The sequence below is a fragment of the Nocardioides sp. ChNu-99 genome, from assembly GCF_029493445.1.
In the GTDB taxonomy this organism is placed as follows: domain Bacteria; phylum Actinomycetota; class Actinomycetes; order Propionibacteriales; family Nocardioidaceae; genus Nocardioides.
Map to the genome: position 1 here is coordinate 1 of NZ_JAHWBL010000025.1, position 26,849 is coordinate 26,849.

At 73.9% G+C, this 26,849-nt stretch carries 27 protein-coding genes, 1 tRNA gene and 1 pseudogene; 20 read left to right on the plus strand and 9 right to left on the minus strand.

The genetic code is table 11. The features are described 5' to 3' along the window. The 4 genes and pseudogenes from KK617_RS10115 to KK617_RS10130 all read left to right on the plus strand — a co-directional run. Positions 1–760, plus strand: a pseudogene (locus tag KK617_RS10115) (hypothetical protein); the annotation flags it as partial. Further along, complete coding sequence (locus KK617_RS10120) at positions 757–1,407, plus strand: hypothetical protein (RefSeq protein ID WP_277499871.1); 651 nt, start codon at positions 757–759, stop codon at positions 1,405–1,407. The pseudogene KK617_RS10115 and the gene KK617_RS10120, both read left to right, overlap by 4 nt. Before the next feature lie 62 nt (positions 1,408–1,469). Then, on the plus strand, positions 1,470–2,189 hold the full coding sequence (locus KK617_RS10125) for a hypothetical protein (protein WP_277499872.1): 720 nt from the start codon (positions 1,470–1,472) through the stop codon (positions 2,187–2,189). Positions 2,190–2,259: 70 nt separating this feature from the next. After that, complete coding sequence (locus KK617_RS10130) at positions 2,260–2,895, plus strand: hypothetical protein (RefSeq protein ID WP_277499873.1); 636 nt, start codon at positions 2,260–2,262, stop codon at positions 2,893–2,895. 79 nt (positions 2,896–2,974) lie between these two features. Here KK617_RS10130 and KK617_RS10135 read toward each other — a convergent pair whose 3' ends face one another. Together KK617_RS10135 and upp are read right to left on the minus strand one after the other, a co-directional pair. Next, on the minus strand, positions 2,975–4,141 hold the full coding sequence (locus KK617_RS10135) for an aminotransferase class I/II-fold pyridoxal phosphate-dependent enzyme (protein ID WP_346812968.1): 1,167 nt from the start codon (positions 4,139–4,141) through the stop codon (positions 2,975–2,977). 2 nt (positions 4,142–4,143) lie between these two features. Beyond that, positions 4,144–4,785 (minus strand): uracil phosphoribosyltransferase, encoded by a 642-nt coding sequence (gene upp / locus KK617_RS10140; RefSeq protein ID WP_277499874.1) that lies wholly within the window; start codon positions 4,783–4,785, stop codon positions 4,144–4,146. A 108-nt stretch (positions 4,786–4,893) separates the two neighbouring features. Between upp and KK617_RS10145 the strand changes: the two genes are divergently transcribed. The 3 genes from KK617_RS10145 (at position 4,894) to KK617_RS10155 (ending at position 6,345) form a co-directional block, all read left to right on the plus strand. Further along, the gene (locus KK617_RS10145; RefSeq protein WP_277499875.1) at positions 4,894–5,373 is read left to right on the plus strand and encodes a tRNA adenosine deaminase-associated protein; all 480 of its coding nucleotides are present in this window, start codon (positions 4,894–4,896) and stop codon (positions 5,371–5,373) included. 76 nt (positions 5,374–5,449) lie between these two features. Beyond that, positions 5,450–5,887, plus strand: a complete 438-nt coding sequence (locus KK617_RS10150; RefSeq protein ID WP_277499920.1) for a nucleoside deaminase — start codon at positions 5,450–5,452, stop codon at positions 5,885–5,887. A gap of 149 nt (positions 5,888–6,036) precedes the next feature. Beyond that, complete coding sequence (locus KK617_RS10155; RefSeq protein WP_277499876.1) at positions 6,037–6,345, plus strand: hypothetical protein; 309 nt, start codon at positions 6,037–6,039, stop codon at positions 6,343–6,345. 103 nt (positions 6,346–6,448) lie between these two features. Here KK617_RS10155 and treZ read toward each other — a convergent pair whose 3' ends face one another. Further along, positions 6,449–8,239, minus strand: a complete 1,791-nt coding sequence (gene treZ, locus KK617_RS10160) for a malto-oligosyltrehalose trehalohydrolase (protein ID WP_277499877.1) — start codon at positions 8,237–8,239, stop codon at positions 6,449–6,451. Next, the gene (treY, locus tag KK617_RS10165) at positions 8,236–10,608 is read right to left on the minus strand and encodes a malto-oligosyltrehalose synthase (RefSeq protein WP_277499878.1); all 2,373 of its coding nucleotides are present in this window, start codon (positions 10,606–10,608) and stop codon (positions 8,236–8,238) included. Before treY ends, treZ begins: the two co-directional genes overlap by 4 nt. Before the next feature lie 199 nt (positions 10,609–10,807). Between treY and KK617_RS10170 the strand changes: the two genes are divergently transcribed. Next, the gene (locus KK617_RS10170; RefSeq protein WP_277499879.1) at positions 10,808–11,557 is read left to right on the plus strand and encodes a hypothetical protein; all 750 of its coding nucleotides are present in this window, start codon (positions 10,808–10,810) and stop codon (positions 11,555–11,557) included. 96 nt (positions 11,558–11,653) lie between these two features. Here KK617_RS10170 and glgX read toward each other — a convergent pair whose 3' ends face one another. After that, a complete protein-coding gene (glgX, locus tag KK617_RS10175; protein ID WP_277499880.1) occupies positions 11,654–13,855 on the minus strand; it encodes a glycogen debranching protein GlgX in 2,202 nt (733 codons plus the stop codon). A 264-nt stretch (positions 13,856–14,119) separates the two neighbouring features. Between glgX and KK617_RS10180 the strand changes: the two genes are divergently transcribed. The 9 genes from KK617_RS10180 (at position 14,120) to KK617_RS10220 (ending at position 20,907) form a co-directional block, all read left to right on the plus strand. Continuing rightward, on the plus strand, positions 14,120–14,626 hold the full coding sequence (locus KK617_RS10180; protein ID WP_277499881.1) for a hypothetical protein: 507 nt from the start codon (positions 14,120–14,122) through the stop codon (positions 14,624–14,626). Next, positions 14,623–15,660, plus strand: a complete 1,038-nt coding sequence (locus tag KK617_RS10185) for a MauE/DoxX family redox-associated membrane protein (protein WP_346812976.1) — start codon at positions 14,623–14,625, stop codon at positions 15,658–15,660. The genes KK617_RS10180 and KK617_RS10185 overlap by 4 nt, the downstream gene beginning before the upstream one ends. Positions 15,661–15,721: 61 nt before the next feature. After that, positions 15,722–16,867 (plus strand): acyl-CoA dehydrogenase family protein, encoded by a 1,146-nt coding sequence (locus KK617_RS10190; protein ID WP_277499883.1) that lies wholly within the window; start codon positions 15,722–15,724, stop codon positions 16,865–16,867. A gap of 148 nt (positions 16,868–17,015) precedes the next feature. Beyond that, positions 17,016–17,540 (plus strand): hypothetical protein, encoded by a 525-nt coding sequence (locus KK617_RS10195; RefSeq protein WP_277499884.1) that lies wholly within the window; start codon positions 17,016–17,018, stop codon positions 17,538–17,540. A gap of 100 nt (positions 17,541–17,640) precedes the next feature. Next, positions 17,641–18,216, plus strand: a complete 576-nt coding sequence (locus KK617_RS10200; protein WP_277499885.1) for a hypothetical protein — start codon at positions 17,641–17,643, stop codon at positions 18,214–18,216. 72 nt (positions 18,217–18,288) lie between these two features. After that, the gene (gene thpR, locus KK617_RS10205; RefSeq protein WP_277499886.1) at positions 18,289–18,855 is read left to right on the plus strand and encodes an RNA 2',3'-cyclic phosphodiesterase; all 567 of its coding nucleotides are present in this window, start codon (positions 18,289–18,291) and stop codon (positions 18,853–18,855) included. Between the two features lie 55 nt (positions 18,856–18,910). Then, the gene (pyrE, locus tag KK617_RS10210; protein ID WP_277499887.1) at positions 18,911–19,465 is read left to right on the plus strand and encodes an orotate phosphoribosyltransferase; all 555 of its coding nucleotides are present in this window, start codon (positions 18,911–18,913) and stop codon (positions 19,463–19,465) included. Between the two features lie 33 nt (positions 19,466–19,498). Then, positions 19,499–20,224 (plus strand): DedA family protein, encoded by a 726-nt coding sequence (locus KK617_RS10215; protein ID WP_277499888.1) that lies wholly within the window; start codon positions 19,499–19,501, stop codon positions 20,222–20,224. Positions 20,225–20,262: 38 nt separating this feature from the next. Further along, positions 20,263–20,907, plus strand: coding sequence for a TrmH family RNA methyltransferase (locus KK617_RS10220; protein ID WP_277499921.1), 645 nt, complete (start codon positions 20,263–20,265; stop codon positions 20,905–20,907). Here KK617_RS10220 and KK617_RS10225 read toward each other — a convergent pair. Then, the gene (locus tag KK617_RS10225; protein WP_277499889.1) at positions 20,889–21,194 is read right to left on the minus strand and encodes a MerR family transcriptional regulator; all 306 of its coding nucleotides are present in this window, start codon (positions 21,192–21,194) and stop codon (positions 20,889–20,891) included. The two genes, KK617_RS10220 and KK617_RS10225, sit on opposite strands and share 19 nt — an antisense overlap. 137 nt (positions 21,195–21,331) lie before the next feature. On the opposite strand from KK617_RS10225, the gene KK617_RS10230 reads away from it, so the two are divergent. The 3 genes from KK617_RS10230 (at position 21,332) to fbaA (ending at position 24,226) form a co-directional block, all read left to right on the plus strand. After that, positions 21,332–21,769 carry an Hsp20 family protein gene (locus KK617_RS10230; protein ID WP_277499890.1) on the plus strand — a complete coding sequence of 146 codons (438 nt, stop codon included), beginning with the start codon at positions 21,332–21,334 and terminating at the stop codon, positions 21,767–21,769. A gap of 195 nt (positions 21,770–21,964) precedes the next feature. Then, on the plus strand, positions 21,965–23,125 hold the full coding sequence (gene corA, locus KK617_RS10235; protein ID WP_277499891.1) for a magnesium/cobalt transporter CorA: 1,161 nt from the start codon (positions 21,965–21,967) through the stop codon (positions 23,123–23,125). 66 nt (positions 23,126–23,191) lie between these two features. Continuing rightward, positions 23,192–24,226 (plus strand): class II fructose-bisphosphate aldolase, encoded by a 1,035-nt coding sequence (gene fbaA / locus KK617_RS10240; RefSeq protein ID WP_277499892.1) that lies wholly within the window; start codon positions 23,192–23,194, stop codon positions 24,224–24,226. A gap of 73 nt (positions 24,227–24,299) precedes the next feature. On the opposite strand, the gene KK617_RS10245 is transcribed toward fbaA, so the two are convergent. From KK617_RS10245 to KK617_RS10255, 3 genes are all read right to left on the minus strand, one after another. Then, positions 24,300–25,589: a hypothetical protein gene (locus tag KK617_RS10245; RefSeq protein ID WP_277499894.1), complete on the minus strand. Its 1,290-nt coding sequence runs from the start codon at positions 25,587–25,589 to the stop codon at positions 24,300–24,302. A 97-nt stretch (positions 25,590–25,686) separates the two neighbouring features. Continuing rightward, positions 25,687–25,763 (minus strand) — tRNA-Pro (locus tag KK617_RS10250). A gap of 75 nt (positions 25,764–25,838) precedes the next feature. Next, positions 25,839–26,843: a metallophosphoesterase gene (locus tag KK617_RS10255; protein WP_346812971.1), complete on the minus strand. Its 1,005-nt coding sequence runs from the start codon at positions 26,841–26,843 to the stop codon at positions 25,839–25,841. Between the last annotated feature and the right edge of the window lie 6 nt (positions 26,844–26,849).

Consider the following 26,849-nt stretch of genomic DNA (forward strand, 5'->3'; position numbering starts at 1 on the left):
CCGCCGCGACCGCGACCGGCCGGACCCGTTCGCCGTCCCGCCGCGCCACGACCAGCAGCCCGGCCAGCCCGGCCAGCCCGGCCCCCACGGCAAGGCCGGCCAGTCCGGTCAGCCGGATCAGCACGCCCCCCACGGTCAGCACGCCCAGCCCGGCCCGCAGGCGCAGCCCTGGGGCCCGCCGCCCGCTGGTCAGCCGACGCAGGCGCCGTGGGGCGGCCAGCCCGCGCCGTACCAGGGGTTCGGCGAGCCGCAGCGCGGCCCGTGGGGTCCGGCGCCCGCCGGTCGCCACTCCGGGGGGTACGGCGGACCCGTCCCGCCGCGCCCGGCCGCCGTGCTCGTGGCCGCCGTGCTCACGTGGGTCGCGACGACCCTGGTCACGGTCGCCATGGTGGTGCTCGTGGTCGTCGTGGCGTCGTCGCCCGACCAGCTGATGGACGAGATCCGCGCGACGCAGCCCGACCTGGTCGAGCAGGGGGTGACGTCCGACCTGCTGCTCAGCACCGCCGTCACGATGGCGATCGTCATGATCGCGTGGGCCGTCGCGTCGGCGGTGTTCGCCGCCTACGCGCTGCGCGGCGCCGGCTGGGCCCGCGTCGCCCTCGTCATCTCGGCCGGCGTCGCCGCGGTGCTCGGCGTCGTCGCGGCGCTCGCCGCCCCGCAGCTCGTCCTCTTCGTCCTCGCCGCCGCCGTGACGGCGGGTTCGCTGCTGCGCCGCGATGTCGGACGCTGGTACGACGCACGTGGTCGAATGGGGCGGTGACGACCCCCCAGGAGCCCAGCCCCTCGGACCCCACCTGGTCCTGGGGCGCGCCACCGCCCGCGGGGAAGGACGGCATCGCCACCACGGACAGCCGCCGGCCGGGCTCCGTGGTCGCGGCCGCCGTCGTCACCATCGTCAGCTGCACCCTGGCCGGCCTCCTCTGGGCGCTGGCGGGCGTGGTCGCGCTCATCGGCGCGGTCTTCATCGCCAGCTCCGACGACGGCACGTCCGTCGAGGGCCTGGGCGACACGATCGGCATGGCGGCCGGCGCCGCCGGTGCGGTGCTGCTCACCTGCGCCCTGCTGGCGGTCGTCGCGATCGTGCTAGCCGTCGGCGTGCTCCGCGGCTCGTCGGGAGCCCGCACCGCCCTCGTCGTCCTGTCGATCATGGCGGCTGTCGCCTACCTCGGTCTCGCCGTGCTGGCGGGGGCGGGCGGCGACCCCCTGACCTCGATGTTCGCCGTCGTCTACCTCGCCGTGTGCGTCACGACCGCCGTGCTGCTGCTGCACCGCGAGACGCGGACGTGGTTCGAGCGGGGCGGGCGGCCCGGCGCGGCGCTCGCCGCCGGACCGGGGTACGGCGGGCCCCCGCCGGGCAGCGCGCCGTGGGGGCCGGGCCCGCAGCACCCGCAGCAGCCCTGGCGCTGAACCGGCCCGCCGGATCGCGCGACCCCGACCGCGGCGCCAGCTCGTCGTGATCCAATGACCCGGTGAGCAACTGGAACCCCGAGCCCGGTCAGTCGTCGGGCCAGCCCTCCGGGCAGGACCCCACCTCGTCGAACCCGTACGGCCAGGGTCAGCCCGGCCAGTACGGCCAGCCCAGCCAGCAGGGCCAGTACGGGCAGGACCCGTACGGCCAGCAGGGTCAGTACGGCAGCCCCTACGGCCAGACCCCGTACGGCCAGACCCCGTACGGCCAGAGCCCCTACGGCCAGAGCCCCTACGGCCTGCAGGGCCCCGGCACGGGCCGCCGGCCGGGCTCCGTCACCGCGGCGGTGTGGCTGTCGTTCGTCGGGTCCGCCCTGGCGCTGCTGGGCGCCCTCCTGATGTTCGCGCTGGCCGGCAACGACGACTTCATCGACGGGTTCAGCGAGGCGGCCGGCGGGGGGGTCTCCGACGACGACGTCACCACGATCGTCCGCATCTTCGCGCTGCCGGCCATCATCTTGTCCGTCGCGTCGCTGGCCGTGACCCCGTTCGTGCTGAAGCGGCGCAAGTGGGCCCGCGTCACGCTCATCGTGCTCGCCAGTCTCGGCATCCTCGCCTCGCTGCTCTTCGCCCCCCTGGGCCTGGTGTGGACGGGCCTGTGCATCGCCGGCATCGTCACCCTCGCCCAGCGCAGCGCCGGCGACTGGTTCCGCGGCGGCGGCGCCATCCAGTCCTCGCCCGGCTACGGGAGCGCCACGACCGACCAGAAGCCCTGGGGCTGAGCCTCCGCGTCCCCCGTCGGCGCGCCGCGTCGCGCTGACGGGGGGACGGAGCGCGTGGTCCAATGGCCGCGTGAGCAACTGGAACCCTGACCCCAGCTCGTCGCAGCCCGGCCAGCCCACCCCGCCGCCCTACGGCAGCCAGACCGGCGCCAACCCGCCGGGCGCCTACCAGGGCGCGCCCTTCAACGGGGGTGCGTACGGCGGTCCCACCGGTTCGCTCAAGCGCCCCGGCACCGTGACCGCGGCCTCCGTCATCACCTGGTTCTCGACGCTGGTGGTCGGTGCCACCGCGCTGTTCGGCCTCATCGGCTCGGTCGCGAGCCGCGACACGATCGCCGACGAGCTCCGCCAGATGGCGGAGGACGACCCGGACTTCCGCGAGCAGCTCGAGCAGTTCAACAGCAGCGGCGGCCTGGACGCGGTCGTCGACGCCACGGTCGGCCTCCTGGTCGCCCTGAGCGCCGTGGTGCTCGTCTGGTGCCTGGTGGTCTTCGTGCTGACGATCTTCGCGTTCAAGGGCTCGAGCGCCGCCCGCATCGCGGTCGTCGTCTCCTGCATCGTGAGCGCGCTGGCCCTGCTGCTCGTCTCGTGGCTCGTCTTCCCGATCATCTTCATCCTGCTCGCGATCGTCGCGACGGTGCTGTTCTTCGTCGGCGGCGCCAGCGAGTGGTACCGCAACAAGTCCCTCGCCCGCCGTCGAGGCTGAGCTCACCCGCACGCCCACCGGACGCCGGTCACCCCTCGGGGTGGCCGGCGTCCGTCGTACCCGGGGCTGCCCAGCCGGCTCAGGCGCGCAGGTCGGCCGCCGCGAGGCGGCGCAGGCCCTCGACGAGGACGGGCTCGTCCTTGCAGAACGCCCAGCGCACGAGGTGCTGCCCCACCGTCGGGTCGGAGTGGAACCCCTGCAGCGGTATGGCGACGACGCCGGCCCGCTCCGGCAGGGCGGCACAGAAGGCGGCGCTGTCGGCCCAGCCGAGCTCCGCCACGTCGGTCACGGAGAAGTAGGTGCCCTCGGGCACGCGCGGCGCGAGGCCGGCGGCGGACAGGCCGTCGCACAGCAGGTCGCGGCGCCGCTGCAGGTCGGCGGCCAAACGCAGCGGGAAGTCGCCCTCCGCGTCGAGCGCGTGGGCCGCGGCGGGCTGCAGCGGCGAGCCGGAGGTGAAGGTCGTCCACTGCTTGACGGCGAGCACGGCCGCGACGAGGTCGGCCGGACCGGTCGCCCAGCCCACCTTCCAGCCGGTCAGCGACCACGACTTGCCGAGGCTGGAGACCGTCAGGGTGCGCTCCGCCATGCCCGGCAGGGTGGAGATGGGCACGTGGCGGTGGTCGTCGTACACGAGGTGCTCGTAGACCTCGTCGGTCACGACGAGCACGTCGTGGCGCACCGCCACCTCCGCCACGACCGCGAGCTCGGCGGGCGTCAGCACGGAGCCGGTCGGGTTGTGCGGGCTGTTGAGCAGGATCAGGCGGGTGCCGTCGTGCACCGCCGCCCGGAAGGCGTCGGCGTCGAGGCGGAAGTCGGGGGAGCGGAGGGTGACGGGTCGCCGTACCGCTCCCGCCATGGCGAGCACCGCGTCGTACGCGTCGTACGACGGCTCGAGCAGCACGACCTCGTCGCCCGGGTCGACGAGGCCCAGCAGGGCGGCGGCGATGCCCTCGGTGGCCCCGGTGGTGACGACGACCTGGGTGTCGGGGTCGAGGTCGATGCCGTGGTGGCGGGCCTGGTGGCGCGCGACGGCCTCGCGCAGCGCCGGGACGCCGACGCCGGGGGCGTACTGGTTGCGTCCCTCGGCCACCGCCGCCCGGGCGCGCTCGAGCACCGAGGCAGGACCGTCGGTGTCGGGGAAGCCCTGCCCCAGGTTGACCGCCCCGGTCTGCAGCGCCAGGGCCGACATCGCGGAGAAGACGGTCGGCGGGATGCCCTGCGCCCGGCGGGCGAGGCGGGCGCCCACGATCAGTCGGCCACGCCGTACAGCCGGTCGCCGGCGTCGCCGAGGCCGGGGACGATGTAGCCGTTCTCGTCGAGGCGCTCGTCCATCGCGGCCGTCACGACCCGCACCGGGATGGAGAGGTCGGCGAGCTCGTCCTCGAGGCGCTTCGTGCCCTCGGGGGCGGTCAGCAGGCAGATGGCCGTGATGTGGTCGGCGCCGCGGTCGACGAGGAACCGGATGGCGGCGGCCAGCGTGCCGCCGGTCGCGAGCATCGGGTCGAGCACGTAGCACTGGCGGCCCGAGAGGTCGTCGGGCAGCCGCTCGGCGTACGTCGAGGCCTGCAGCGTCTCCTCGTTGCGCACCATGCCGAGGAAGCCGACCTCGGCGGTCGGCAGCAGGCGGACCATGCCGTCGAGCATCCCGAGCCCGGCGCGCAGGATCGGCACCACGAGCGGCTTGGGCGTGGACAGGCGGACGCCGGTGGCGGGGGCCACGGGGGTGCGGATCTCGGAGGGCACGACGCGCACGTCGCGCGTCGCCTCGTAGGCCAGCAGGGTCACGAGCTCGTCGGCGAGGCGCCGGAACGTCGGGGAGTCGGTGGTCGCGTCACGCAGCGCGGTGAGCTTGTGCGCGACGAGCGGGTGGTCGACGACGAGGGTGTCCATGGGCACCGAGCCTAAGGCGTGCGAGACCGGCCGCGGATCCCGCTGGCGCGTCGCGCCCGGGTCTGACACGCTGGGCGTCGGTCGTCGGGCACGCGAGGAGGGGGACACGTGGACACGGACAGCATCGACTTCGCCCTCGTGGCCTACCGCGAGGAAGGCGTGTGGCAGCTGCACGAGATCGTGGACGACGTCCTCGACTCGGTCGACACCCTCGCCGCCGCGCTGCGGCGCTTCCCGGGCGACGGCGGCGCCATCGGCGTCGTGGGCGTGGACGAGGACTTCTTCGTGCTGGTGCGCGTCGCCGGTCCGCGCACGCGCATCCTGCTCTCCGACGTCACCGCCGCCGACGAGTGGGAGCTGGCCCGCACCGCCGTCGAGGCGCTCGACCTGCCGATGCCGGAGGACGAGGACGAGCAGGAGCCCGCGGGCGACCTGTCGCTGCTCGCTGACCTCGGCATGAACGCGATGGACCTCGGGCTGTTGCTCGACGACTTCGACCTCTACCCCGACGAGATGGTCTCCGAGATCGCCCGCAAGCTGGGCTTCGGCGTGCTCTTCGACGACGCGGTCGGCCTCACCTCCGCGTGAGCCGCCGCCCGTCCGCCGGCCCGACGGCGCCGGTCCCCGCGTGATCCACCCCCAGGGGGGCCGCTGGGGCGCGCCCATGCGCGCCGCCCTGGGCGAGGCCCGCGCCGCCCTCGCGACCGACGACGTCCCCATCGGGGCCGTGGTGGTCGACGAGCAGCGGCACGTGGTGGGACGCGGCCGCAACGTGCGGGAGGCCGACACCGACCCCACCGGTCACGCCGAGGTCGTCGCGCTGCGCGAGGCCGCCCGTGCCCGCGGGGAGTGGCGCCTGACCGGCTGCACCCTCGTGGTGACGCTCGAGCCCTGCACGATGTGCGCCGGCGCGGCCGTGCTCGCCCGCGTCGACCGGGTGGTGTTCGGCGCCTGGGACGAGAAGGCCGGGGCCGTCGGCTCGTTGTGGGACGTCGTGCGCGACCGCCGGCTCAACCACCGTCCCGAGGTCGTCGGGGGGGTCATGGCGGGGGAGTCGACCGCCCTCCTGGAGGAGTTCTTCTCGGCCCGCCGGCCGTCGTGAAACTGAGAAACGACTGAGACGCGGGTGCGGGGGTACCGGCGGTATGTCGGTGGCGCTCGCGCCACCGGTGCACCACACCCTCCCCCAACCGGGCGGCGTGCCGCCGGGACCCGGACCCGGGGCGGCGCGCTGCCGCGAAGGAGCACCACATGACCACCACGCAGCACACCCAGCACAACTCCGCCCACGGCACGGGCGTCGCCCGTCGCCGGATCAGCACGGAGACGAAGGCGTCGTTCAAGACGACCGAGCTCATCGCCTACGTGGCGGCCGTCGTCGGTGTCCTCGTCGCCTCGGCGCTCGTCGACGTGTCCGACTTCGGCGCCCAGGAGGCGTGGTTCTACGTCACGCTGCTGACCATCGGCTACATGGTGAGCCGCGGTCTGGCCAAGTCGGGCTCGCGCGACTTCTACGACGACGACTCCGCCGACCACGGTCGCACCGGCACCCACGCCTGATCCCTCCCGCACCACCACGAGTGGCGCCGTCCCGACCGGGGCGGCGCCACTCGTGCGTCCGGGCGTGTGCCGGTGTCCGGGGCCCAGGCCCGCTGACCGGGGCTCAGGCGCCCGGGGCGAGCACCACGGCGCCGTGGGCCGGTACGACGAGGGGTGGCCCCGCGTCGTACCCGCCGGGCGTCGCCCACGCGACGCCGTACCCCTCGGGGACCTCGACCGTGGCCGGCTCGGTGCCCAGCGCGAGCACCATCCGCACGGACCCGCGGCCGATGTGCACCACGCGCGTGTTCTCGTCGACCTCGCAGGTGGTGGCGGCGAAGGACGGGTCGGTGAGGTCGGGCAGGGTGCGCCGCAGCGCCGCCAGCTCGCGGTAGACACCGAGGAGCACCGCGTGGCGGCCGCCCTCGGGCTCGGACCAGTCGAGCTTGCTGCGGGTGAACGTCTCCGGGTCCTGCGGGTCGGGCACGACGGCCGGGTCCCAGCCCATCTTCTCGAACTCCGCGATGCGGCCCTCGGCGGTCGCCGTCCCGAGCTCGGGCTCGGGGTGCGAGGTGAAGAACTGGAACGGCGTCGAGGCCGCCCACTCCTCGCCCTGGAACAGCATCGGGGTGAAGCCGGTGCCCAGGGTCAGCAGCGCGGCGGTCGCGAGCTGGTCGTCGTCGAGGTGCTCGGTCAGCCGGTCGCCGACGGCGCGGTTGCCGATCTGGTCGTGGTTCTGGCTGCAGACCACGAGGCGCCACGTGGGCGCGGTGGCGGTGTCGATCGGCACGCCGTGGTCGCGCTCCCGGAACGAGCTGTAGGTGCCGGCGTGGAAGAAGCCCTCGGTCAGCACCTTCCGCAGCGCCGCCAGCGGCTCGAAGTCGGCGTAGTAGCCGGCCGTCTCGCCGCTGAGCGCCACGTGCACCGCGTGGTGGAAGTCGTCGCTCCACTGCGCGGTCAGCCCGTAGCCGCCCGCCTCGCGGGGCGTGAACATCACCGGGTCGTTGAGGTCGGACTCGGCGATGAGCGTCAGGGGCCGGCGCACGTGCGCCGACCAGTCGGCGGTCTCGACCGCCATCTCCTCGAGCACGTGGGTCGGCGAGGAGTCGTGCAGCGCGTGCACGGCGTCGAGGCGCAGGCCGTCGACGTGGTAGTCGTCGAACCAGGAGCGGACGTTGTCGAGCACGTAGCGCCGCACCTCGCCCGCGGCGTCGTCACCGTCGAGGTTGACGAGGTCGCCCCACGTGTTGCGGCCCGTCTTCAGGTAGGGGCCGAAGAGCGGCAGGTAGTTCCCCGACGGCCCCAGGTGGTTGTAGACGACGTCCTGGATCACGCCGAGACCGGCCGCGTGGCAGGCGTCGACGAAGCGCTGGTACGCCGCGGGCCCGCCGTACGTCTCGCTCACGGCGAACCAGCCGACCCCGTCGTAGCCCCAGTTGTGGGTGCCGTTGAACGCGTTGACCGGCAGCAGCTCGACGAGGTCGACCCCGATGGAGACGAGGTGGTCGAGGCGGCCGATGGCGGCGTCGAGCGTGCCCTCGGGGGTGAACGTGCCGAGGTGCAGCTCGTAGATCACGGAGCCGGCGAGCTGCCGCCCGGTCCAGCCCGCGTCGGTCCACGTGAACCCGGACGGGTCGAAGGTGCGGGACAGGCCGTGCACGCCCTCGGGCTGGCGGCGCGAGCGCGGGTCCGGCCTGGGCGTGGGGTCGTCGTCGAGCAGGTAGCCGTAGCCGACGCCCTCGGGGTACGCCGCGGGGTCGAGGCGCAGCGCACCGGCCGGCACCGTCCACCAGTCGTCGGCGCCGCGCTCCAGCTCGACCACCTCGTCGTGGTCGCCGGTGGCGACGGTGAGCCGGACGGTGCGGGGCCGGGGGGCCCAGACGGCGAACGGTGGGCGCGGTGGGCGCGTGGTCATGCGGACTCCCTCGTGAGCAGGGCGACGGGGTACGTCGCGAGCAGGTCCGCCACCAGTACCCGCCCCGACGCGTCCCGCGCGACCGGGGCGTCGGCGAGCAGGTCGCGCCACTCGCCCTCGGGCAGCTCGAGCGTCGTCGTGCCCCACCCGCCGCGACGCCCGAGCCCGACGGGCAGCCGCGTGACGACGCTGACGGCGCCGCCGCGGTCGAACGCCACGAGGTGGTCCGCGGCCTCGCCCTCGGCGGCCAGCGGCGCGTACGACGAGAACAGCTCGGGGCGGTCCCGGCGCAGGCGCAGCACCGTCGCGACCAGGCGCAGCTTGACCGCACCGGAGTCGGCGAGGCCGCCGGCGAGCGGCGGGCGCACGCCACCCAGCAGGGCCGGCAGGACCTCGGAGCGCACGTCGAAGTCGACGGGACGGCGGTTGTCGGGGTCGACGAGCGACTGCTCCCACAGCTCGCTGCCCTGGTAGACGTCCGGCACCCCGGGGATCGTCAGCGCCACCAGCTTGGCGGCCAGCGCGTTCGACCAGCCGGGACCGGTGACGGCGTCGAGCAGCGTCACGAGCGTGCGCCGGGCGTCGCGGTCGTCGAACGCCGCGTCGACCGCGCGGTGCACGGCGGCCTCGTAGTCCTCGTCGGGGGCGGTCCACGTCGTGCCGTCGCCCGCCTCGCGCATCGCCTTCTCGGCGTACGCGTGCAGGCGCGAGCGCAGGTCCCCGCTGCTGGTGGCGGGCCAGGCGCCGACGATCGCCTGCCACAGCAGGGCACCGAAGCCGGGGTCGGGCAGCGGAGCGGCCTCGAGCAGCTCCGAGAGCGCCCCGGCCCACAGGTCGGGCAGCTCGGCGAGCACGCTGATGCGGGCGCGCACGTCCTCGCCCCGCTTGGTGTCGTGCGTCGACATCGTGGTCATCGCGTGCGGCCAGTGCTCCTGGCGCTCGGTCATCGCCGCGTGGAACGTCGCGGCGTCGACGGCGAAGACCGACGGGTCCGCACCGACCTCGTTGAGGCTCGTCAGGCGCGACCAGCGGTAGAACGAGCAGTCCTCGACGCCCTTCGCCATCACCATGCCGGAGGTCTGCTGGAAGCGCAGCGCAGCCGGGTGCTCGGGGTCGGTCAGCAGCGGGTGCAGGCGGTCGAGCACCGCGTCGAGGTCGGGGCGGTGGCGCCGGGCGGAGGTGAACGCCTCCTCCAGGTGGTCGCGGCCGGCGGGCAGGTACGAGCGGTAGACCGGCATGCCGGAGACCAGCTCGGCGACCGCGTCGACCACCTCGTCGCCGTCGTCGCCGAGCTCGCGGGAGATGCGGCGCACCTCGGAGCCGAGGATGCCGTCGGCGACCTCGCGCTTGCGGTCGTGGACCATCGCGTGCCACTCGACGGGTGCGCCGCGCAGGGAGGCCTCGAGCGCGTCGAGGGGGGCCTCCCCGGCCGGGTCGACGAACAGGCGGTCGACGAGGGCGAGCGCGTCGTACCCGGTCGTGCCGGCGGTCGCCCACGACGGCTCGAGCTCCTCGCCGGGCTCGAGGATCTTCTCGACGAGCACGTAGGCGCCGCCCGTGATGCCGGCCAGGTCGTCGAGGTAGCCCGCGGGGTCGCGCAGGCCGTCGGGGTGGTCGACGCGGAGCCCGTCGACGAGGCCCTCGGCGAACCACCGCTTCACCTCGGCGTGCGTGGCGTCGAACCAGCGCCGGTCCTCCACCCGCACGGCGGCCAGGGTGTTGACCGCGAAGAAGCGGCGGTAGTTGAGCCGGTCGTCGGCGGTGCGCCAGCCCACGAGCTCGTAGTGCTGCGCGGCGTGCGTGGCCTGCGCGTCGGGGGTGCCGTCGACGAGCGCCAGCGTGCCGGGCCGCACCGGGAAGCGGTGGTCGTGGTAGCGCAGCTCGCCGTCGACGACGCGCAGGTTGCCCACCGCCCCGTCGGCGCCGAGGTCGTCGTCGCCCACCACGGGGATGCGGATGCGCCCGCCCCCGGCCTCCCAGTCGACGTCGAACGCGTCCGCCCAGGGCGACGCGTGGCCGGCCGCGAGCAGCGACCACCACCAGGCGTTCTCCGCGGGCGTCGCCACGCCGACGTGGTTGGGGACGATGTCCACCAGCACGCCCATGCCGAGCGAGCGGGCGCGGGCCGAGACGGCCTGCAGCCCGGCGGGGCCGCCGCGGGACAGGTCGATGCCGTTGTGGCCGACCACGTCGTACCCGTGGTCGCTGCCGGGCTCGGCGGCCAGCACCGGCGACAGGTAGACCCAGTCCACGCCGAGGGCGTGGAGGTAGGGCAGCGTGCGGGCGGCGGCGTACAGGTCGAACTGCGACGTGATCTGCAGTCGGTAGGTGCTGGTGGGCGTGCGGGCGCTGCGGCGCTCGTCGTTCATGGTGGGTCCCGTCCTCGGCCGGCCGTGGGGTGCAGCGTCGTCAGCGTAGAGGGGCGCGCCGAGCGCGCGGGCCGCGTCGGCGGGCGACCCGCGGCGCGGCGCCCGTCCGTGGTCTGATGGGTGGGCGACCGACCCGACGACCCCGACCGGAGCCGACCGGTCCGGCGAGGCGTCGGGTGACGACTGGGGAGGAACGACCATGCGAGTGACCGTGCGACGCGGGGTACGTCGGGGAGTGGCCATCGCCGCGGGAATGGTGCTGACGACGTCGGTCGTCGCCGGCTGCGGCGGCGACGAGGGCTCCGGCGGTGACGACTCGTCGGGGGGCGGGTCCGACGACAGCGCCGAGGAGTTCGCCGACTCGTCGGCCGAGGACATCATCGCGGCGGCCCAGGAGGCCGTCGAGGGTGCCGAGTCGTTCCGCGTGGCGGGCGAGATCGAGGAGGACGGCGACACGGTCGAGGTCGACCTGATGGTCGACGAGGCCGGGGACTGCACGGGCGAGATGACGCTCGGCAGCGTCGGCGGCCTCCAGATCGTCGGGGTCGACGGCTCCTACTGGGTCAAGGGCGACGCCGAGTTCTGGACCGCGGCCGCGGGCGACCCCGCGGCGGCCGCCGTGTTCGCCGACAAGTGGGTCGTCGACGCCGAGCAGGACTTCGCCGAGGTCTGCGACATCGAGACGTTCCGCGACTACGAGTCCGACGGCGACGTCGAGAGCCCCGAGAAGGGCGACGTGACCGAGGTCGACGGCGAGGAGGCCGTCGAGGTCACCTTCACCGACGACGACGGCGAGACCGCCACCATCTCCGTCCTCACCTCGGAGCCGCACTACCTGGTGCAGCTCGAGCGCGAGACCGGTGCCTTCACGCTGAGCGACTTCGACGAGCCCGTCGACGCCGAGGAGCCCCCGGCCGACGAGGTGTTCGACCCGAGCACGCTGGGCTGACCCGCCGCGCGACGCACGACGGCGCCGGCCCCGCGGAGCGATCCGCGCGGCCGGCGCCGTTCGTCGTACCGGGTGGTGTCCCGGGGGTGGTGCCGGTCAGTCCGTGGTCATCGCCGCGATGCTGGCCGCCACCGAGTGGTCGGGCTCCTCCACGGGGGCCTGGTGCTCGCGGAGCACGAGCACGCTGCGCGAGGTCATCGACAGGTGGCTGCCCGCCGGGTGGCCCTCGTCGTCGGCCAGGTGGCCGGCGGTGTCGATCACGACGTCCCACGCCTCGGCGTACTCCGCGGGGGGCAGCACGACGTCGCAGTCGCCGTCCCCGTTGAAGTAGAGCAGGAAGTGGTCGTCGGTGATCGTCTGGCCGCGGGCGTCCTTGCCGGCGATCCCGTGGCCGTTGAGGTACATCCCGAGCGCCTTCGCGCCGGGGCCCTCGCCGCCGTCCCAGTCGCCGTCCTCCATCGGGCGACCGTCGAGGTGCAGCCACACGATGTCGTTGAGCCGGTCGCCGTCCTCGCCGGGCAGCGGGGTGCGCACCGAGCCGCCCGTGAAGAACCGCTTGCGCCGGAACGTCGGGTGGGTACGACGCAGGCGGGCCACCGCCGCGGTGAACTCCACGAGCGGCCGGTCCGCGTCCTCCCAGTGCACCCACGACAGCTCGGAGTCCTGCGCGTAGGTGTTGTTGTTGCCCTGCTGCGTGCGGCCCAGCTCGTCGCCGTGCAGCAGCATCGGGACGCCCTGGCTCAGCAGCAGCGTCGAGATGAAGTTGCGCTGCGAGCGGGCGCGGGCGCCGAGGATCTCGGGGTCGTCGGTGGGCCCCTCGACGCCGTGGTTCCACGACCGGTTGTGGCTCTCGCCGTCGTTGTTGTCCTCGCCGTTGGCGTCGTTGTGCTTCTCGTCGTAGGAGACGAGGTCGCGCAGCGTGAAGCCGTCGTGTGCGGTGACGAAGTTGATGCTGGCGAACGGGCGGCGCCCCGAGTGCTCGTAGAGGTCGCTGGAGCCGGCGAGGCGCGACGCGAAGTCGCCGAGGTCGGTGTCGCCGCGCCAGAAGTCGCGGACCGTGTCGCGGTACTTGCCGTTCCACTCCGTCCACTGCGGGGGGAAGCCGCCGACCTGGTAGCCGCCGGGGCCGACGTCCCACGGCTCGGCGATGAGCTTGACCTGGCTGACCACCGGGTCCTGCTGCACGAGCTCGAAGAAGGTGGCGAGGCGGTCGACGTCGTAGAACTCGCGGGCCAGCGTCGAGGCGAGGTCGAACCGGAAGCCGTCGACGTGCATCTCGGTGACCCAGTAGCGCAGCGAGTCCATGATCAGCTGCAGCGAGTGGGGGTGGCGCACGTTGAGGCTGTTGCCGGTGCCGGTGTAGTCCATGTAGTACCGCTGGTCGTCCTCGACGAGGCGGTAGTACGCCGGGTTGTCGATGCCCTTGAAGCTGAGCGTCGGCCCGAGGTGGTTGCCCTCCGCGGTGTGGTTGTAGACCACGTCGAGGATGACCTCGATGCCCGCGGCGTGCATCGCCTTGACCATCGACTTGAACTCCTGCACCTGCTGGCCGTCGTGCTCGCTCGCGGCGTACGAGGCCTGCGGCGCGAAGAAGCCGAGGGTGTTGTAGCCCCAGTAGTTGCGCAGGCCCTTCTCGAGCAGCGTGTTGTCCTGCACGAACTGGTGCACGGGCATCAGCTCGAGGGCCGTCACGCCCAGCTTGGAGAGGTGGTCGGTGATGGCGGGGTGCGCGAGCGCGGCGTAGGTGCCGCGGATCTCCTCGGGGATCTCCGGGTGCAGCTGGGTGAGGCCCTTGACGTGCGCCTCGTAGACGATCGACTCGTCGTACGGCGTGCGCGGTCGCCGGTCACCCTCCCAGTCGAAGAAGGGGTTGATGACGACGCCGTGGGTCATGTGCGGCCCGGAGTCGTCGTCGTTGCGGGAGTCCTCGTCGCCGAACGTGTAGGCGAAGAGCGAGGGGTCCCAGTCGATCTCGCGGCTGGTCGCCTTGGCGTAGGGGTCCAGCAGCAGCTTGTTCGGGTTGCAGCGCAGGCCCTGGTCGGGCTCCCACGGGCCGTGCACCCGGTAGCCGTAGTGCTGCCCGGGCTGCACCGTCGGCAGGTAGGCGTGCCACACGTGGGCGTCGACCTCGGTGAGCTCGACGCGGGTCTCGACCCAGGTGTCCTCCCCGCCCTCGGGGTCGGGGTCCAGCAGGCACAGCTCCACCCGCTCCGCGACCTCGCTGAACAACGCGAAGTTCGTCCCGCTCCCGTCGAACGTCGCCCCCAACGGGTACGGCGTACCCGGCCAGACCTCCATGCCTGCTCCTCTCGCTGCGCACCGTCGTGTCGTCTGAACGATCCAACCAGGGGGGTGGGCGGTGCGCCGCGCGTCCCCGCGCCTCGGGCGCGGCGCCGCGGGTCGCGCCTCGGCGGCGGACGGGGACCTCAAGATGCTTGATCCGATCTTGAGAGAACGATGTTCTCTCTACCCTTGACCTGTTCCCGGCCGGCCAGGATCGACCTAGGGTTCGTAGCGGTCCGGTGAGGGGTTCACCGGGCCATCTACGTCAGGGAGATCGCCATGTCCGAGATCCAGGCCCGTTCGGGCCACGTCAGCCGCCGAGCGGTCACCCGGGCCGCCGTCTGGTCCGTGCCCACCGTCGCCGTCGTCGCGGCCGCGCCGGCCTTCGCCGCGTCCGTCACCGACATCGGCGCCTACACGATCGACGGTTCCTGCGGCGTGCTCGGCGCCGTGGGCCCCGGGTTCGTCATCACGGCACCGGTCGACGCCCCCATCCCGGCGGGCAGCTCGATCACCATCACGGGCACCGGCGTCGCCAACATCGGCGCCATCACGCCGAGCGGGCCCGCCACGGTGGCCGTCGCCGAGCCCAGTCCCACGACCCGCACCGCCACCCTCGCGTCCGACCTGCCTGCCGGATCGCGGCTCGAGCTCCGCTCGGCGCTCTCGCTCAACGTGGCCTTCACCCTGACGGGGGTCGGCGCACTCCCGTCCGGCTACACCGCGACGGGCGCCAAGAACGCCGGCAGCGTCAGCAGCACGCTCGTCCTCTGCTCGGCGACCTGAGCAGCGTCCTCCACCTCGCGATCGCCGGCACCCTCCTCGGGGTGCTGGCGGTCGCTGCCTCTGCGAAGCTGCGCCGGCCCGACCTGGCGCGGTCCGGTCTCGCCGCCCTCGCGCCCTCCCGGGTGGCGCGGTGGCGGGGCGCGCCGTACCTCCTCGTGGGGCTCGAGGCCGGGCTCGCCGTGGGCCTCCTCCTGCCGGGCCGGGCGGGTCGGGGGGCGCTCGTCGGCGTCGTCGTGGTGCTCGCCGCCTTCGCCGTGGCGCTGGCCGGCGCGGCCCGCCGCCCTGGCGAGGGGGCGCGCTGCGGCTGCTTCGGCGCGTGGTCCGACGAGCCCGTGACCACGCTGTCGGTGGCCCGCACGGCCGGCCTGGTCGTCGTCGCCGTCGTCGCCCTGCTCACCGGCTGGGGTACGCCGGGTCTGCTCGCCGCACTGGGGTCGGCGTCCGGATCCGAGGTGGTGGCCGCCGCCGCGCTGGCGGCGCTGCTCGGCGCGGTGCTCGCGCTGACGACGGCCCTCGGCGTCGCCCGGGGCCGGGCGGGCGTCGGCCGCGGCGCGTCCCTGCCGGCGTACCCGGGAGCGACGGCGGACCTCACCGGGCAGCCGGTCCCCGTGGTCGAGGTGGTGCTCCCCGACGGGCAGGTGCGTCTCCTGGCCGACCTCGCCCACGACCGCAGCCTGCTCGTGGTGGTCGCCTCGCTGCACTGCGCCACCTGCCACGAGGTGCTCGACGAGCTCCCCGCCTGGCAGGCCGACCTCGGTCGCGGCGCCCACGTGCTCGTCGTGACCTCCTCGGACCGCGGCCCCTTCCTCGGGCGCTTCCCGGACCTGCGCCCCCACCTCGCGCTCGGCGCCCGCGGCGTGCAGGAGGCGTTCGGGGTGCCGGGCACGCCGGCCGCGGTGCTGATCGGTGTCGACGGCAGGGTGGCCACGCGGGTGGCGCTCGGGGTCGACGAGGTGAGGGGCCTGCTCGCGGGCACGCTCGACGCCGTCCGGCGCGCGGGGCACCGTCCCTCGGTGGAGGCGCCCGGCGGGTGAGCCCCGACGTACGTCACACCCGCTGGAAGCCGCCGGTTACCTGCGAGTAAGGTCCCGCCTCGTGAACCGAGAGATCTACGACGAGGACCACGAGGCGTTCCGCGCATCGGTGCGCGAGTTCCTGGAGCGTTCGGTCATCCCCGACGTCGAGGCGTACGCCGAGAAGAAGGGCATCCCGCGCGAGTTCTGGCTCGAGGCGGGCAAGCAGGGGTTCCTGGGGCTCGAGATCCCCGAGGAGTACGGCGGCGCGGGCGCGGGCGACTACCGCTTCAACGCCGTCATGGGCGAGGAGCTCAGCAAGGTCAACGCGGCGCTCGGCTCGTGCTGGGGCATCCACGCGGACATCACGGCGCCGTACCTCGTGCAGCTCGGCACCGAGGAGCAGAAGCAGCGCTGGCTGCCGGGCGTGGCGGCGGGCGAGATCCTGCTCGCCATCGGCATGACGGAGCCCTCCGGCGGCTCCGACCTCGCCGCGCTCAAGACCACCGCGGTGCGCGACGGGGACGAGTGGGTCATCAACGGCTCGAAGACGTTCATCACGAACGGCTACTCCGCCGACCTCGTCATCACCGCGGTGCGCACCAGCCCGGAGAAGAAGGCGCGCGGCATCACGCTGTTCGCGATCCCGGCCACCGCCGAGGGCTTCAGCCGTGGCCGCAAGCTCGACAAGGTCGGCCAGGACGAGTCCGACACCGCCGAGCTGTTCTTCGAGAACGTGCGCCTCGGCGACGACCACGTGGTCGGCGAGGTGGACGGCGGCTTCATCCACATGATGCAGAAGCTGCCGCAGGAGCGCCTCGGCTGCGCCATCTCCAACATCGCTCACGCCCAGCAGATCCTCGTCGAGACGCTGCAGTACACGAAGGACCGCAAGGCGTTCGGCCAGTCGATCGGGCAGTTCCAGCACTCGAAGTTCCTGCTGGCCGAGCTGTTCACCAAGATCGAGGTCAGCCAGGCGTTCCTCGACCAGTGCGTCGTCGCGCACGACAAGGGCGAGCTCACCCCCGTGGACGCCGCCAAGGCGAAGTGGTGGACCAGCGAGATCCAGAACGACGTGCTCGACCACTGCGTGCAGCTGCACGGCGGCTACGGCTTCATGAACGAGTACCGGGTCGCTCGCGCCTGGCGCGACGCCCGCGTCTCGAAGATCTGGGCCGGCTCGAACGAGATCATGAAGGAGCTGATCGGTCGGGACCTCGGTCTCTGACCTGAGGGGTTCGCGGTTTTCTTTGCCGTGTCTTTGCCCTGGGACGGGGGTGGTCCGGACCTCCCGGGACCCCCGTTTGACGGGTACCGGGACCTGGGGTGGATTACGTGCGTAGTGCATGTAATCCGACTCTGGGGAGGGTCCGCCCATGTCCGACCACACGCTCGACCACACGTCCGGCAGCATGTCGGGGAGCGGCGTGTCCCGCCGCTCGTTCACGCGCGCCGCGGCGTGGTCCGTCCCGACCGTCGCGGTCGTTGCCGCGGCGCCGGCGTATGCTGCGTCGATCTCCGACGTCGGGGCGTTCGCGCTGCGGGGGACTTGCGGGACCCTGGGCCTACTCGGGCCCGGCTTCACCCTCCAGGCGGGGCCGGACGCCCCGCTGCCGATCGGCACGACGGTCATCGTCACCGGTTCGGGTGTCGCCAACATCGGGGTGTTCTCGGTCTCGGGAGGGATGGCGAGCGTGGCCGTCCTGAGCGGCACGTCGCGCCTCATCACCCTCACGAGCGACCTGCCCGCCGGGGCCACGATGGCGTTCCGTACGACGCTCTCGATCAGCGTGGCCTTCCAGCTGAACGCGGTCGCGACGCTGCCCAGCGGCTACGAGGCGACGGGCGCCAAGACGACGGGCAAGGTCAGCAGCACGTTGATCCTCTGCTCGGGCAGCTGACGACGCGACCGTTGCCTCAGGTGGCCGGGACCGTGGTCGATGGGGTCCTGGACAGGAGGCCCGGGACCTCGTCGACGGTCGACGCGGCACCGGGGCACGCATGAGCACGCAGCAGCACCACCGTCCCACGGATGCCACGCCCCGCGAGCTGTCCCGTCGCACCTTCACCCGTGCGGCGGCGTGGAGCGCACCCATCGTGTCGGTCGCCGTGGCAGCCCCCGCTCACGCGATGAGCGTCGCCGTCGAGCACGACCTGTTCGTGGCCTTCGTCGGCTCCCAGTGGACGAGCGTGCCGGGTGGTGGCGACGCCGCGTGGGCGAGCATCCCGGCGGTGCTCGAGGTCTCGAACCTCGGCACGGCCGACTCGCCGGTGGGGACCGTGGGCACGCTGACGTCGGACGCGCCCGTGCTCCAGATGCAGGCATCCCACCCCGAGGTCACCGTCACCGAGACGTCCGGCGGCGCCGAGATCGGGCTGCCGTCCGTGCCCGCGGGCAGCACGCTGACCGTCTCCCTCGGCGCCCTGCTCGACCAGGAGGCGGCGCTCGCCCTCGGGTCCGGAGACCATGCCGCCCAGGTCGCCTTCGCCCTGACCGGCACGGACGCATCGGCCACAAACGACGCCGCGTCGGCTCCCGTCGTCATCACGGTGACCAGCGCCTGGGGCATCCCCTGACGGTTGGCGACCGCCTCGGCCCGCCCGGAAACGCGGTGCGGCGGGGGAGCCCCCCGCCGTACCGTCGTCCCGATGCGTCTCTTCACCGCCCTCGTCCCGCCCGCCGACGTGCTCGAGCACCTCGACGACTTCCTCGACGTGCGGCGTGCGGCCGCCGACCTGCGGTGGAGCCGTCCGGAGAACCTGCACGTCACCCTCGCCTTCGCCGCCGACGTGGAGGAGTGGCGGGTCGACGAGGTGCTGGAGCGGACCGCGGCGGCCGCGGCGCGCCGTACCCCGTTCACCACCCGCGTCGCCGGGGGCGGCGCCTTCCCGCACCCCGACGCCGCGCAGGTGCTGTGGGCCGGACTGGCGCTCGACGAGCCGGCCGGCGCCGAGCTCGAGGCCCTGGCCCGGGGTGCCCGGGCGGCCGTCGCCACCGCGGGCGCCGCGGTCGACGGCACCCGGTTCCGGCCCCACCTGACGGTCGCACGCGCGGGGCGACCGCGGCAGCTGAGCGACTGGGTGCGGCTGCTCGACGCCTACGAGGGCCCGGAGTGGGCCGTCGACGAGGTGGCCGTCGTCGCCTCGCACCTGGGGGAGGGGCCTCGGCGCCGGCCGCGCCACGAGGTGCTCGCCACCGCCCCGCTCGCCGGCTGAGGTCACCCGCGGTCCCCGAGCGGCCCTGGCGTCACGACCACTACGCTCAGGGCCCATGAGCGCCCCCGACTCCCCGGCCAAGCAGCAGCTGATCGCCCAGGTCGACGCCAAGGCCGTCGTACGCGGCGAGGTCGTGCTGAGCTCCGGCGCGACCGCCGACTACTACGTCGACATGCGCCGGGTGACGCTCGACGCCGCGGCCGCCCCGGCGATCGGCCGGGTCATGCTCGACCTGACGGCCGACTGGGACTACGACGCGGTGGGCGGCCTCACGCTCGGCGCCGACCCCGTCGCCACCGCCATGCTCCACACCGCCGCCGCCGGGGGCCGGGTGCTGGACGCGTTCGTCGTGCGGAAGTCGCAGAAGGTGCACGGCCTGCAGAAGCTCATCGAGGGCCCGCCCGTGGCGGGCCGGCGGGTGCTGGCCGTCGACGACACCTCCACCACCGGCGGGTCGGTCCTCGAGGCCGTCGCGGCCCTGCGCGAGGCCGGCGCCGAGGTCGTCGGGGTCGCGGTGGTCGTCGACCGCGACACCGGCGCCGCCGAGCGCGTCGAGGCCGAGGGCGTGCCCTACCGCTTCGCCGTCGGCAAGGCCGAGCTCACCATCTGAAGCGCTCTCAGCCTGCGTCGTTATCCTCGCCGGGTGATCACGACCGGCGCCCTGCCTGGCCTGAGCCTGATGACCGGCCCGACCCTGCTGAACAGCGACCCCGACGACCTCACCGGGTTCGCCGGCTGGGCCGTCGACCTCATGGAGAAGATCGGCCCCGTCGGGGCCGGCGTCGCGATCGCGGCCGAGAACCTCTTCCCGCCGCTGCCGAGCGAGGTCATCCTCCCGCTCGCGGGCTTCACCGCCCACCAGGGCGACTTCACCCTCGCCGAGGCGCTGTTCTGGACGACGGCGGGCTCCGTCATCGGCGCCGCCGTCCTCTACTGGCTGGGCGTGGCGTTCGGCCGCCAGCGGATGTACTGGGTGTGGGAGCACATGCCGCTGGTGAAGACCGAGGACCTCGAGCGCACCGAGGCCTGGTTCGAGCGGCACGGCAAGAAGGCGGTGTTCTTCGGCCGCATGATCCCGATCTTCCGCAGCCTCATCTCGGTCCCGGCGGGCATCGAACGGATGTCGTTCGGCCTGTTCCTGCTGCTCACCCTGGCGGGCAGCCTCATCTGGAACAGCATCTGGGTGCTGGCGGGCTACTTCGCCGGCTCGCAGTGGGACCGCGTCGAGCCCTACATGGGCGTCGTGCAGAAGGTCGTCATCGCCGCCGTCGTGATCGGCGTCGCGTGGTTCGTGATCTTCCGCGTGCGCCAGATCCGGCGCGCCCGCCACCTGCGCAACCCCTGGGACGACGAGCCCGAGGGGGCGTGAGCACGCCCGCCGAGCCGGGGCGCGCGCCGTACGACCCCATGCCGCACGGACCCGCCGAGGTGGGCGTCGGCCCGTGGGAGGGCCCGTGGCCCGAGGGACCGCAGTGGGACCCCGAGCTGCTGCGCGACGGTGACCGGCGCAACGTGGTGGACCGCTACCGCTACTGGCGCCTCGAGGCGATCGTCGCCGACCTCGACACCCGCCGGCACGGCTTCCACGTGGCGATCGAGAACTGGCAGCACGACTTCAACATCGGCACGATCGTGCGCACCGCCAACGCGTTCCTCGCCGCGGAGGTGCACGTGGTCGGCAACCGCCGCTGGAACCGCCGCGGCGCCATGGTCACCGACCGCTACCAGCACGTGCGCCACCACCCGTCGGTGCCCGACCTCGCGGCGTACCTGCACGGGCTCGAGCGTCCCGTGCGCCTGCTGGGCATCGACAACCTCCCGGGGTCGGCCCACCTGGAGACGACGGCCGTGCCCCACGACGCGTGCTTCCTCCTCGGCCAGGAGGGGCCCGGCCTGTCGGAGCAGGCGCGGGCGGTGTGCGACGGCACCTTCTCGATCGCGCAGTTCGGCTCCACGCGCTCCATCAACGCCAGCTCGGCGGCGGCGATCGCGATGCACGCGTGGGTGCGCACCCACGCCGACCTGGGCGACGCTCAGGTCTGGCGCGGCTGAGCGCCGTCGCGGCGCCGCAACCGGGCCACCTCGCCGCGCAGCCGGTCGACCTCGCCCTCCAGCGCGAGGACCCGGGCGATGCCCGCGATGTTGAGACCCTCCGCCAACAGGGTGCGGATGCGGTGCAGCCGGTCGATGTCGGCCTCGCTGTAGAGCCGCGTGCCCCCCGGGGTGCGGTCGGGCTCGAGCAGCCCGCGGCGCTCGTAGACCCGCAGGTTCTGCACCTGCAACGACGTCATCTCGGCCGCCACCGAGATGGCGAACACGCCCGTCGTACGTCGTGCCACGACGCCTCCTCGTGATCCGGTGCTCGGGGGCTTGATTCTCCCGTGGGCCTGGAATATATAACAGAGATGTCAGGTTCCCTGATGCACCAACCATCAGGTCCCGGCGCGGGACCAGGACACACGAGGAGGATGACGTGATGCTGCTCCGGACCACCGACCCGTTCCGCGAGCTCGACCGCCTGGCCGCCCAGCTCGTGGGCTCCGGCACCACCAACCGCCCCGCCGTCATGCCCATGGACGCGTGGCGCGAGGGTGAGCGCTTCGTCATCGAGTTCGACCTGCCCGGCGTGAGCGCCGAGAGCATCGACCTCGACGTCGAGCGCAACGTGCTGACCGTCAAGGCCGAGCGCGTCGCCCGCAACGGCGACTGGGAGATGCTCGCCTCCGAGCGCACGCGCGGCACGTTCACACGCCAGCTGGTGCTCGGCGACAACCTCGACCTCGACCGCATCGAGGCGGCGTACGCCGACGGCGTGCTGCGGCTCGTCGTGCCCGTCGCGGAGAAGGCGAAGGCGCGCAAGATCGCCGTCGCCGGTGCCACCCCGGCCGCGCAGCCGGAGGCCATCGAGGCCTGAGCCCCGCGCCGACGCCGGTCCCTCGTGGAGGGGCCGGCGTCGTCGTGCCCGGGGGCAGCGGGGGTACGGCGCACCCCGCCGTCACCTCCCGGCCACCTGCCGTCACCGCGGGGGCCTACGCTGGCCCGTCCGCGTCCCGGCGCGGCCCCCGCCCGACCGCGCCCCCGCGGTCGACCGCCCCCGTGAGGAGGACCGATGTCGGACCGCGCCCGCCCGTCCCGCCTGCTGCCGCCGCCCCTGCGGCGCCACCGCGTCGAGCCCACCCACGTCGACGCCGTCGAGGGCGCCGCCGGCGTCGACGAGCCGACCGGGGACGACGACACGGGGGCGACGGGTCGTCGCATCATCGACAGCGCCCTGTACGTCGACGGGCGCCGCGTCGCCTCCCCGGGCGACCTCGCCGCGACGTACCGGGTGCTGCGCGAGCACGACGAGGCCATCGCCTGGATCGGGCTGTACCGCCCCGAGAACCACGAGCTGGCCTCGCTCGCTGGCGAGTTCGACCTCCACGAGCTCGCGGTGGAGGACGCGATCGTCGCCCACCAGCGGCCGAAGCTGGAGCGCTACGACGACACCCTCTTCGTCGTGCTGCGTCCCGCCCGCTACGTCGACGACCGCGAGGAGGTCGAGTTCGGCGAGGTGCACCTCTTCGTCGGCCCCGACTTCGTCGTCAGCGTGCGCCACAGCGAGGCGCCCGACCTCGGCGCGGTGCGGCACCGGCTCGAGGAGGACCCGGAGCTGCTGGCGCTGGGCCCCGAGGCGATCCTCTACGCCATCCTCGACCGGGTCGTCGACGGCTACGCGCCGGTCGTGGCGGGCCTGGAGAACGACATCGACGAGATCGAGACCGAGGTCTTCAGCGGCGACCCGCGGGTGTCGCGGCGCATCTACGCGCTGACGCGCGAGGTCGTCGAGTTCCAGCGGGCCACCCGGCCGCTGGCCGCCGTGGTCAAGGGGCTCGCCGCGGGGTTCGCCAAGTACGGCACCGACGAGGAGCTGCAGCGCTACCTGCGCGACGTCGACGACCACCTCACCGTCGTCATCGAGCAGGTGGACGAGTTCCGCCAGCTGCTGCGCGACATCCTGACCGTCAACGCCACCCTCGTCGCCCAGCAGCAGAACGAGGAGATGAAGGCGCTGAGCGAGGTCAGCATCGACCAGAGCGAGGAGGTCAAGCGCATCTCCTCCTGGGCGGCCATCCTCTTCGCGCCGACCCTCGTGGGCACCGTCTACGGCATGAACTTCGACCACATGCCCGAGCTGCACTGGGCGTGGGGCTACCCCATGGCCGTCGTCATGATGCTGATGGTCAGCGTCGTGCTCTACCTCGTGTTCCGCCGCCGCGGGTGGCTCTGAGCCGGGGGGCGGCGGCACCCCGCTAGGGTGACGGCGATCCGCCCGCTCATCGAGGAGACCCCACCGATGCCCATCGCCACTCCCGAGAAGTACGCCGAGATGCTCGACGCGGCCAAGGCGAAGTCCTTCGCCTACCCGGCCATCAACGTCTCGTCCTCCCAGACCCTCAACGCGGCCCTCAAGGGCTTCGCCGACGCCGGGTCCGACGGCATCATCCAGATCTCGACGGGCGGCGCGGAGTACCTCTCCGGCCCGAGCGTCAAGAACATGGTGACCGGTTCGGTCGCGTTCGCCGCGTACGCCGCGGAGGTGGCGAAGAGCTACCCCGTCAACGTCGCGCTGCACACCGACCACTGCCCGAAGGACAAGCTGGACGGCTTCGTCCGCCCGCTCATCGACATCTCCAAGGAGCGGGTCGCCCGCGGCGAGGCGCCGCTGTTCCAGTCGCACATGTGGGACGGCTCGGCCGTGCCGCTGGAGGAGAACCTCCAGATCGCCGAGGAGCTCCTGGCCCAGGCCGCGGCCGCCCGGATCGTGCTCGAGGTCGAGATCGGCATCGTCGGCGGTGAGGAGGACGGCGTCGAGGGCGGCATGGGCGAGCACCTCTACACGACCCCCGAGGACGCGCTCGCGACCGTCGCGGCGCTCGGTACCGGCGAGAAGGGCCGCTACCTGACGGCGCTGACCTTCGGCAACGTGCACGGCGTCTACAAGCCCGGCAACGTGAAGCTGCGCCCGGAGATCCTCAAGGCCGCCCAGGAGGCCGTCGTGGCCCAGCTCGGGCTCGACGCCGACGCCAAGCCGTTCGACCTCGTGTTCCACGGCGGGTCGGGCTCGACGGACGAGGAGATCGCCGCGGCCGTCGACTACGGCGTCATCAAGATGAACGTCGACACCGACACGCAGTACGCCTTCACCCGCCCGGTCGCCGGCCACATGCTCGCCAACTACGACGGCGTGCTGAAGGTCGACGGCGAGGTCGGCAACAAGAAGGCCTACGACCCCCGCGCCTGGGGCAAGGCCGCCGAGGCCGGCATGGCCGCGCGCGTCGTCGAGGCGTGCCAGGCCCTCCGCTCGGCGGGCACCACGCTCGGCGCCTGAGCGTCGCCCACAGCACCGACGGGGCGGTCCCACCTGCGGGTGGGGCCGCCCCGTCCGTCGTACCGGTGCCGGGTCAGCGACCCGGTGGCTCGGCGTCGGGGACGCCCTCGGCGAGCTTGTCGGTGAGCAGGTGCGCCAGCAGGAACATGGCCACCGCGACGACGGGCACGACCAGCAGCGCGACCCATGAGAACAGCACGTCGAGCAGGAAGACCAGCACGACGAACGCGACCAGGCCGAGCGCGAGGAAGCTCGTGCTCCCCGGCTCGGACACCTTCCACGCGCTGAGCAGCCGGGCGCCGAGCACGACGGCGATCACCAGCACGGCGACGAGCAGGAGCAGCACCGGGCTGCCGCACGACCCGGTGCCCTGCACCACCGAGCACAGCCGGAGCGAGCCGGTGGCCAGCACCGCGACCAGCAGCCCCGTCACCAGTCCGGTGGCCGCGACCGCCGCCGTCTCGGGCAGGGGCGGCAGCTCGAAGGTGCGCAGCCGGGTGAGCAGCGCCGACCCGGTACGACGCTGCTCACCCCCGTCCGCCCCCGCGCCGTCGGCGGGCGCCGCCGCCTCACCGGGCTGCTGGTCGGTCTCGTCCGGGTAGAGGATCTCCGCAGGCACGGGCGCGGTCCCGGCGACGGGCTCCGTGGCCGGCTCCTCGACGGGGCGGTCGACGAGCGCGGGCGGGGTGGGCTCGGCTGCCGCGGGCACGGGCGCGACCTCGCGGGTGGCGGCCTCGACGGCGGCGCGCAGCGGCGACGCAGGCGCCGGCCCGGGCTCCGTCTCCGCGGCGGGGACGGGCTCGGCCGGCGGGGCGGGCACGACCGTCGGCTCGACGGTGGCGGCCGGCTCCTCGGCAGGAGTGACCACCGGCTCGGGTGCGGCCTCGACGGGTGCGGCGGTGGAGGCGACCTCCTGCTGGCGCCGGCGGGCGGCGAGCCGCTCCGTCAGGGTGCCTCCGACGCGACCGCGGGACGACGACAGGGGTCGCGACCGCCGGACGACGGGCGGGGCGGCCGGCGGGGTCGCGACCGGCGTCGGCTCGGCCTCCGGCTCCGCGGCCGCCGCGGGCTCGGCGGGCTCCACGGCGGGCTCCACGGCGGGGAGTGCCCGGGTGACGGGCTCCGGCTCGGGAAGGGGCTCCGGCTCGGGCGGCGGCTGCGGCGCAGCCGGCTCGACCGGCTCGACGGCCGCCGGCTCGGCTGGCGGTGCGGTGTCAGCAGGGGCCTCGACGACCGGGGCGGCGGCCTCGGCGGGCTCGCTCCTCTTCCTCCGACGACGACCGAAGGAGGGCAGCTGGAGGGAGAGCTCGAGGTCCTTCTCGACGTCGCGCGCCGGCCCGTCGCCCTCGTCCTTCTCGACCATGGGGGCGAGTGTGCCACGCGCGAGCCGCGCCGCAGCAGGGGAACGGACGGCCTGGAAACAGGTGACGGCCGGACCCCTGGGGGTCCGGCCGTCCCGGTGGTCGGGCTGACAGGATTTGAACCTGCGGCCTCCTCGTCCCGAACGAGGCGCGCTACCAAGCTGCGCCACAGCCCGACGATCGTGGCCTCTCGGCACACGAGCGTCAGGAGCATATACGAGCCGGTGACCGGCGCTCCAATCGGCCTCGCGTCAGTCCGCAGCCGGTCCCCCGGGCCGCGGGACCAGGGTCAGCAGCGTCGCCTCCGGGCGGCAGAACGTGCGGATCCGCATCGAGGGCGCCGTGCCCAGCCCGGCGGAGACGTGCATCCACGTCGACCCCGGGTCGCCCGGCGCGGAGTCGGCGGGGTGGCGGTGCAGCCCCTTGGCCCGCGCCGGCTCCAGGTCGCAGTTGGTGGTCAGCGCGCCGATCCCCGGCAGGCACACCTGGCCGCCGTGGGTGTGGCCGGCGAGCACGGCGTCGTACCCGTCGCGGGCGAACTGGTCGAGCACCCGCAGGTACGGCGCGTGCGCCACCCCCAGGGCCAGGTCCGCGTCGGCCCCGAGGCCGGCCCGCGCGTCGCCCGCGACGGCGTCGAGGTCGTCGTGCTCGAGGTGGGGGTCGTCGACGCCGGCGAGCACGAGCCGCAGGCCGCCGACGTCGATGGTGGTGCGGCGGTTCGTCAGGTCGCGCCAGCCGGCGGCGGAGAACGTGGCGACGAGCTCGCGCCACGGCAGCTCGGGGGTCCGGGTGTTGCGCCGGCCGTCGTCGGGCAGCAGGTAGCGCAGCGGGTTGCGCAGCGACGGGGCGTAGTAGTCGTTGGAGCCGAGCACGTGGGCACCCGGCACGTCGAGCAGCGGACCGAGCGCGTCGAGCAGCACCGGGACGGCGTCGGGGTGCGCCAGGTTGTCCCCGGTGTCGATCACCAGGTCGGGGCGCAGCTCGCCCAGGCCCCGCAGCCACGCGATCTTGCGTCGCTGCGTGGGCACGAGGTGGATGTCGGAGAGGTGCAGCACCCGCAGGGGCCGCGCGCCGGGCGGCAGGATCGGCACCTCCACCTCGCGCAGCGTGTACCGGCGGGCCTCCCACGCGGCGTACGACGTGGCCGCGGCGCCCGCGGCCGCCCCCGCCAGCGCGGTGCGCGCCACGACCCCGCCGAGCCGTCGCCCACCGCCGAGGTGGGGGGCGGAGGGGCGCAGGAAGTCGGTGGGCGGCACCCCGAC

Coding starts and splice junctions, on each gene's coding strand:
- KK617_RS10230 (WP_277499890.1), top strand. CDS start 21,332: ATGCTGCTCCGGACCACCGACCCGTTCCGCGAGCTCGACCGCCTGGCC.
- treZ (WP_277499877.1), bottom strand. CDS start 8,239: ATGACCACGCGCCCACCGCGCCCACCGTTCGCCGTCTGGGCCCCCCGG.
- KK617_RS10150 (WP_277499920.1), top strand. CDS start 5,450: ATGCGCGCCGCCCTGGGCGAGGCCCGCGCCGCCCTCGCGACCGACGAC.
- KK617_RS10170 (WP_277499879.1), top strand. CDS start 10,808: ATGCGAGTGACCGTGCGACGCGGGGTACGTCGGGGAGTGGCCATCGCC.
- corA (WP_277499891.1), top strand. CDS start 21,965: ATGTCGGACCGCGCCCGCCCGTCCCGCCTGCTGCCGCCGCCCCTGCGG.
- KK617_RS10245 (WP_277499894.1), bottom strand. CDS start 25,589: ATGGTCGAGAAGGACGAGGGCGACGGGCCGGCGCGCGACGTCGAGAAG.
- thpR (WP_277499886.1), top strand. CDS start 18,289: ATGCGTCTCTTCACCGCCCTCGTCCCGCCCGCCGACGTGCTCGAGCAC.
- fbaA (WP_277499892.1), top strand. CDS start 23,192: ATGCCCATCGCCACTCCCGAGAAGTACGCCGAGATGCTCGACGCGGCC.
- upp (WP_277499874.1), bottom strand. CDS start 4,785: ATGGACACCCTCGTCGTCGACCACCCGCTCGTCGCGCACAAGCTCACC.
- KK617_RS10220 (WP_277499921.1), top strand. CDS start 20,263: ATGCCGCACGGACCCGCCGAGGTGGGCGTCGGCCCGTGGGAGGGCCCG.
- glgX (WP_277499880.1), bottom strand. CDS start 13,855: ATGGAGGTCTGGCCGGGTACGCCGTACCCGTTGGGGGCGACGTTCGAC.
- treY (WP_277499878.1), bottom strand. CDS start 10,608: ATGAACGACGAGCGCCGCAGCGCCCGCACGCCCACCAGCACCTACCGA.
- KK617_RS10180 (WP_277499881.1), top strand. CDS start 14,120: ATGTCCGAGATCCAGGCCCGTTCGGGCCACGTCAGCCGCCGAGCGGTC.
- pyrE (WP_277499887.1), top strand. CDS start 18,911: ATGAGCGCCCCCGACTCCCCGGCCAAGCAGCAGCTGATCGCCCAGGTC.
- KK617_RS10200 (WP_277499885.1), top strand. CDS start 17,641: ATGAGCACGCAGCAGCACCACCGTCCCACGGATGCCACGCCCCGCGAG.
- KK617_RS10155 (WP_277499876.1), top strand. CDS start 6,037: ATGACCACCACGCAGCACACCCAGCACAACTCCGCCCACGGCACGGGC.
- KK617_RS10195 (WP_277499884.1), top strand. CDS start 17,016: ATGTCCGACCACACGCTCGACCACACGTCCGGCAGCATGTCGGGGAGC.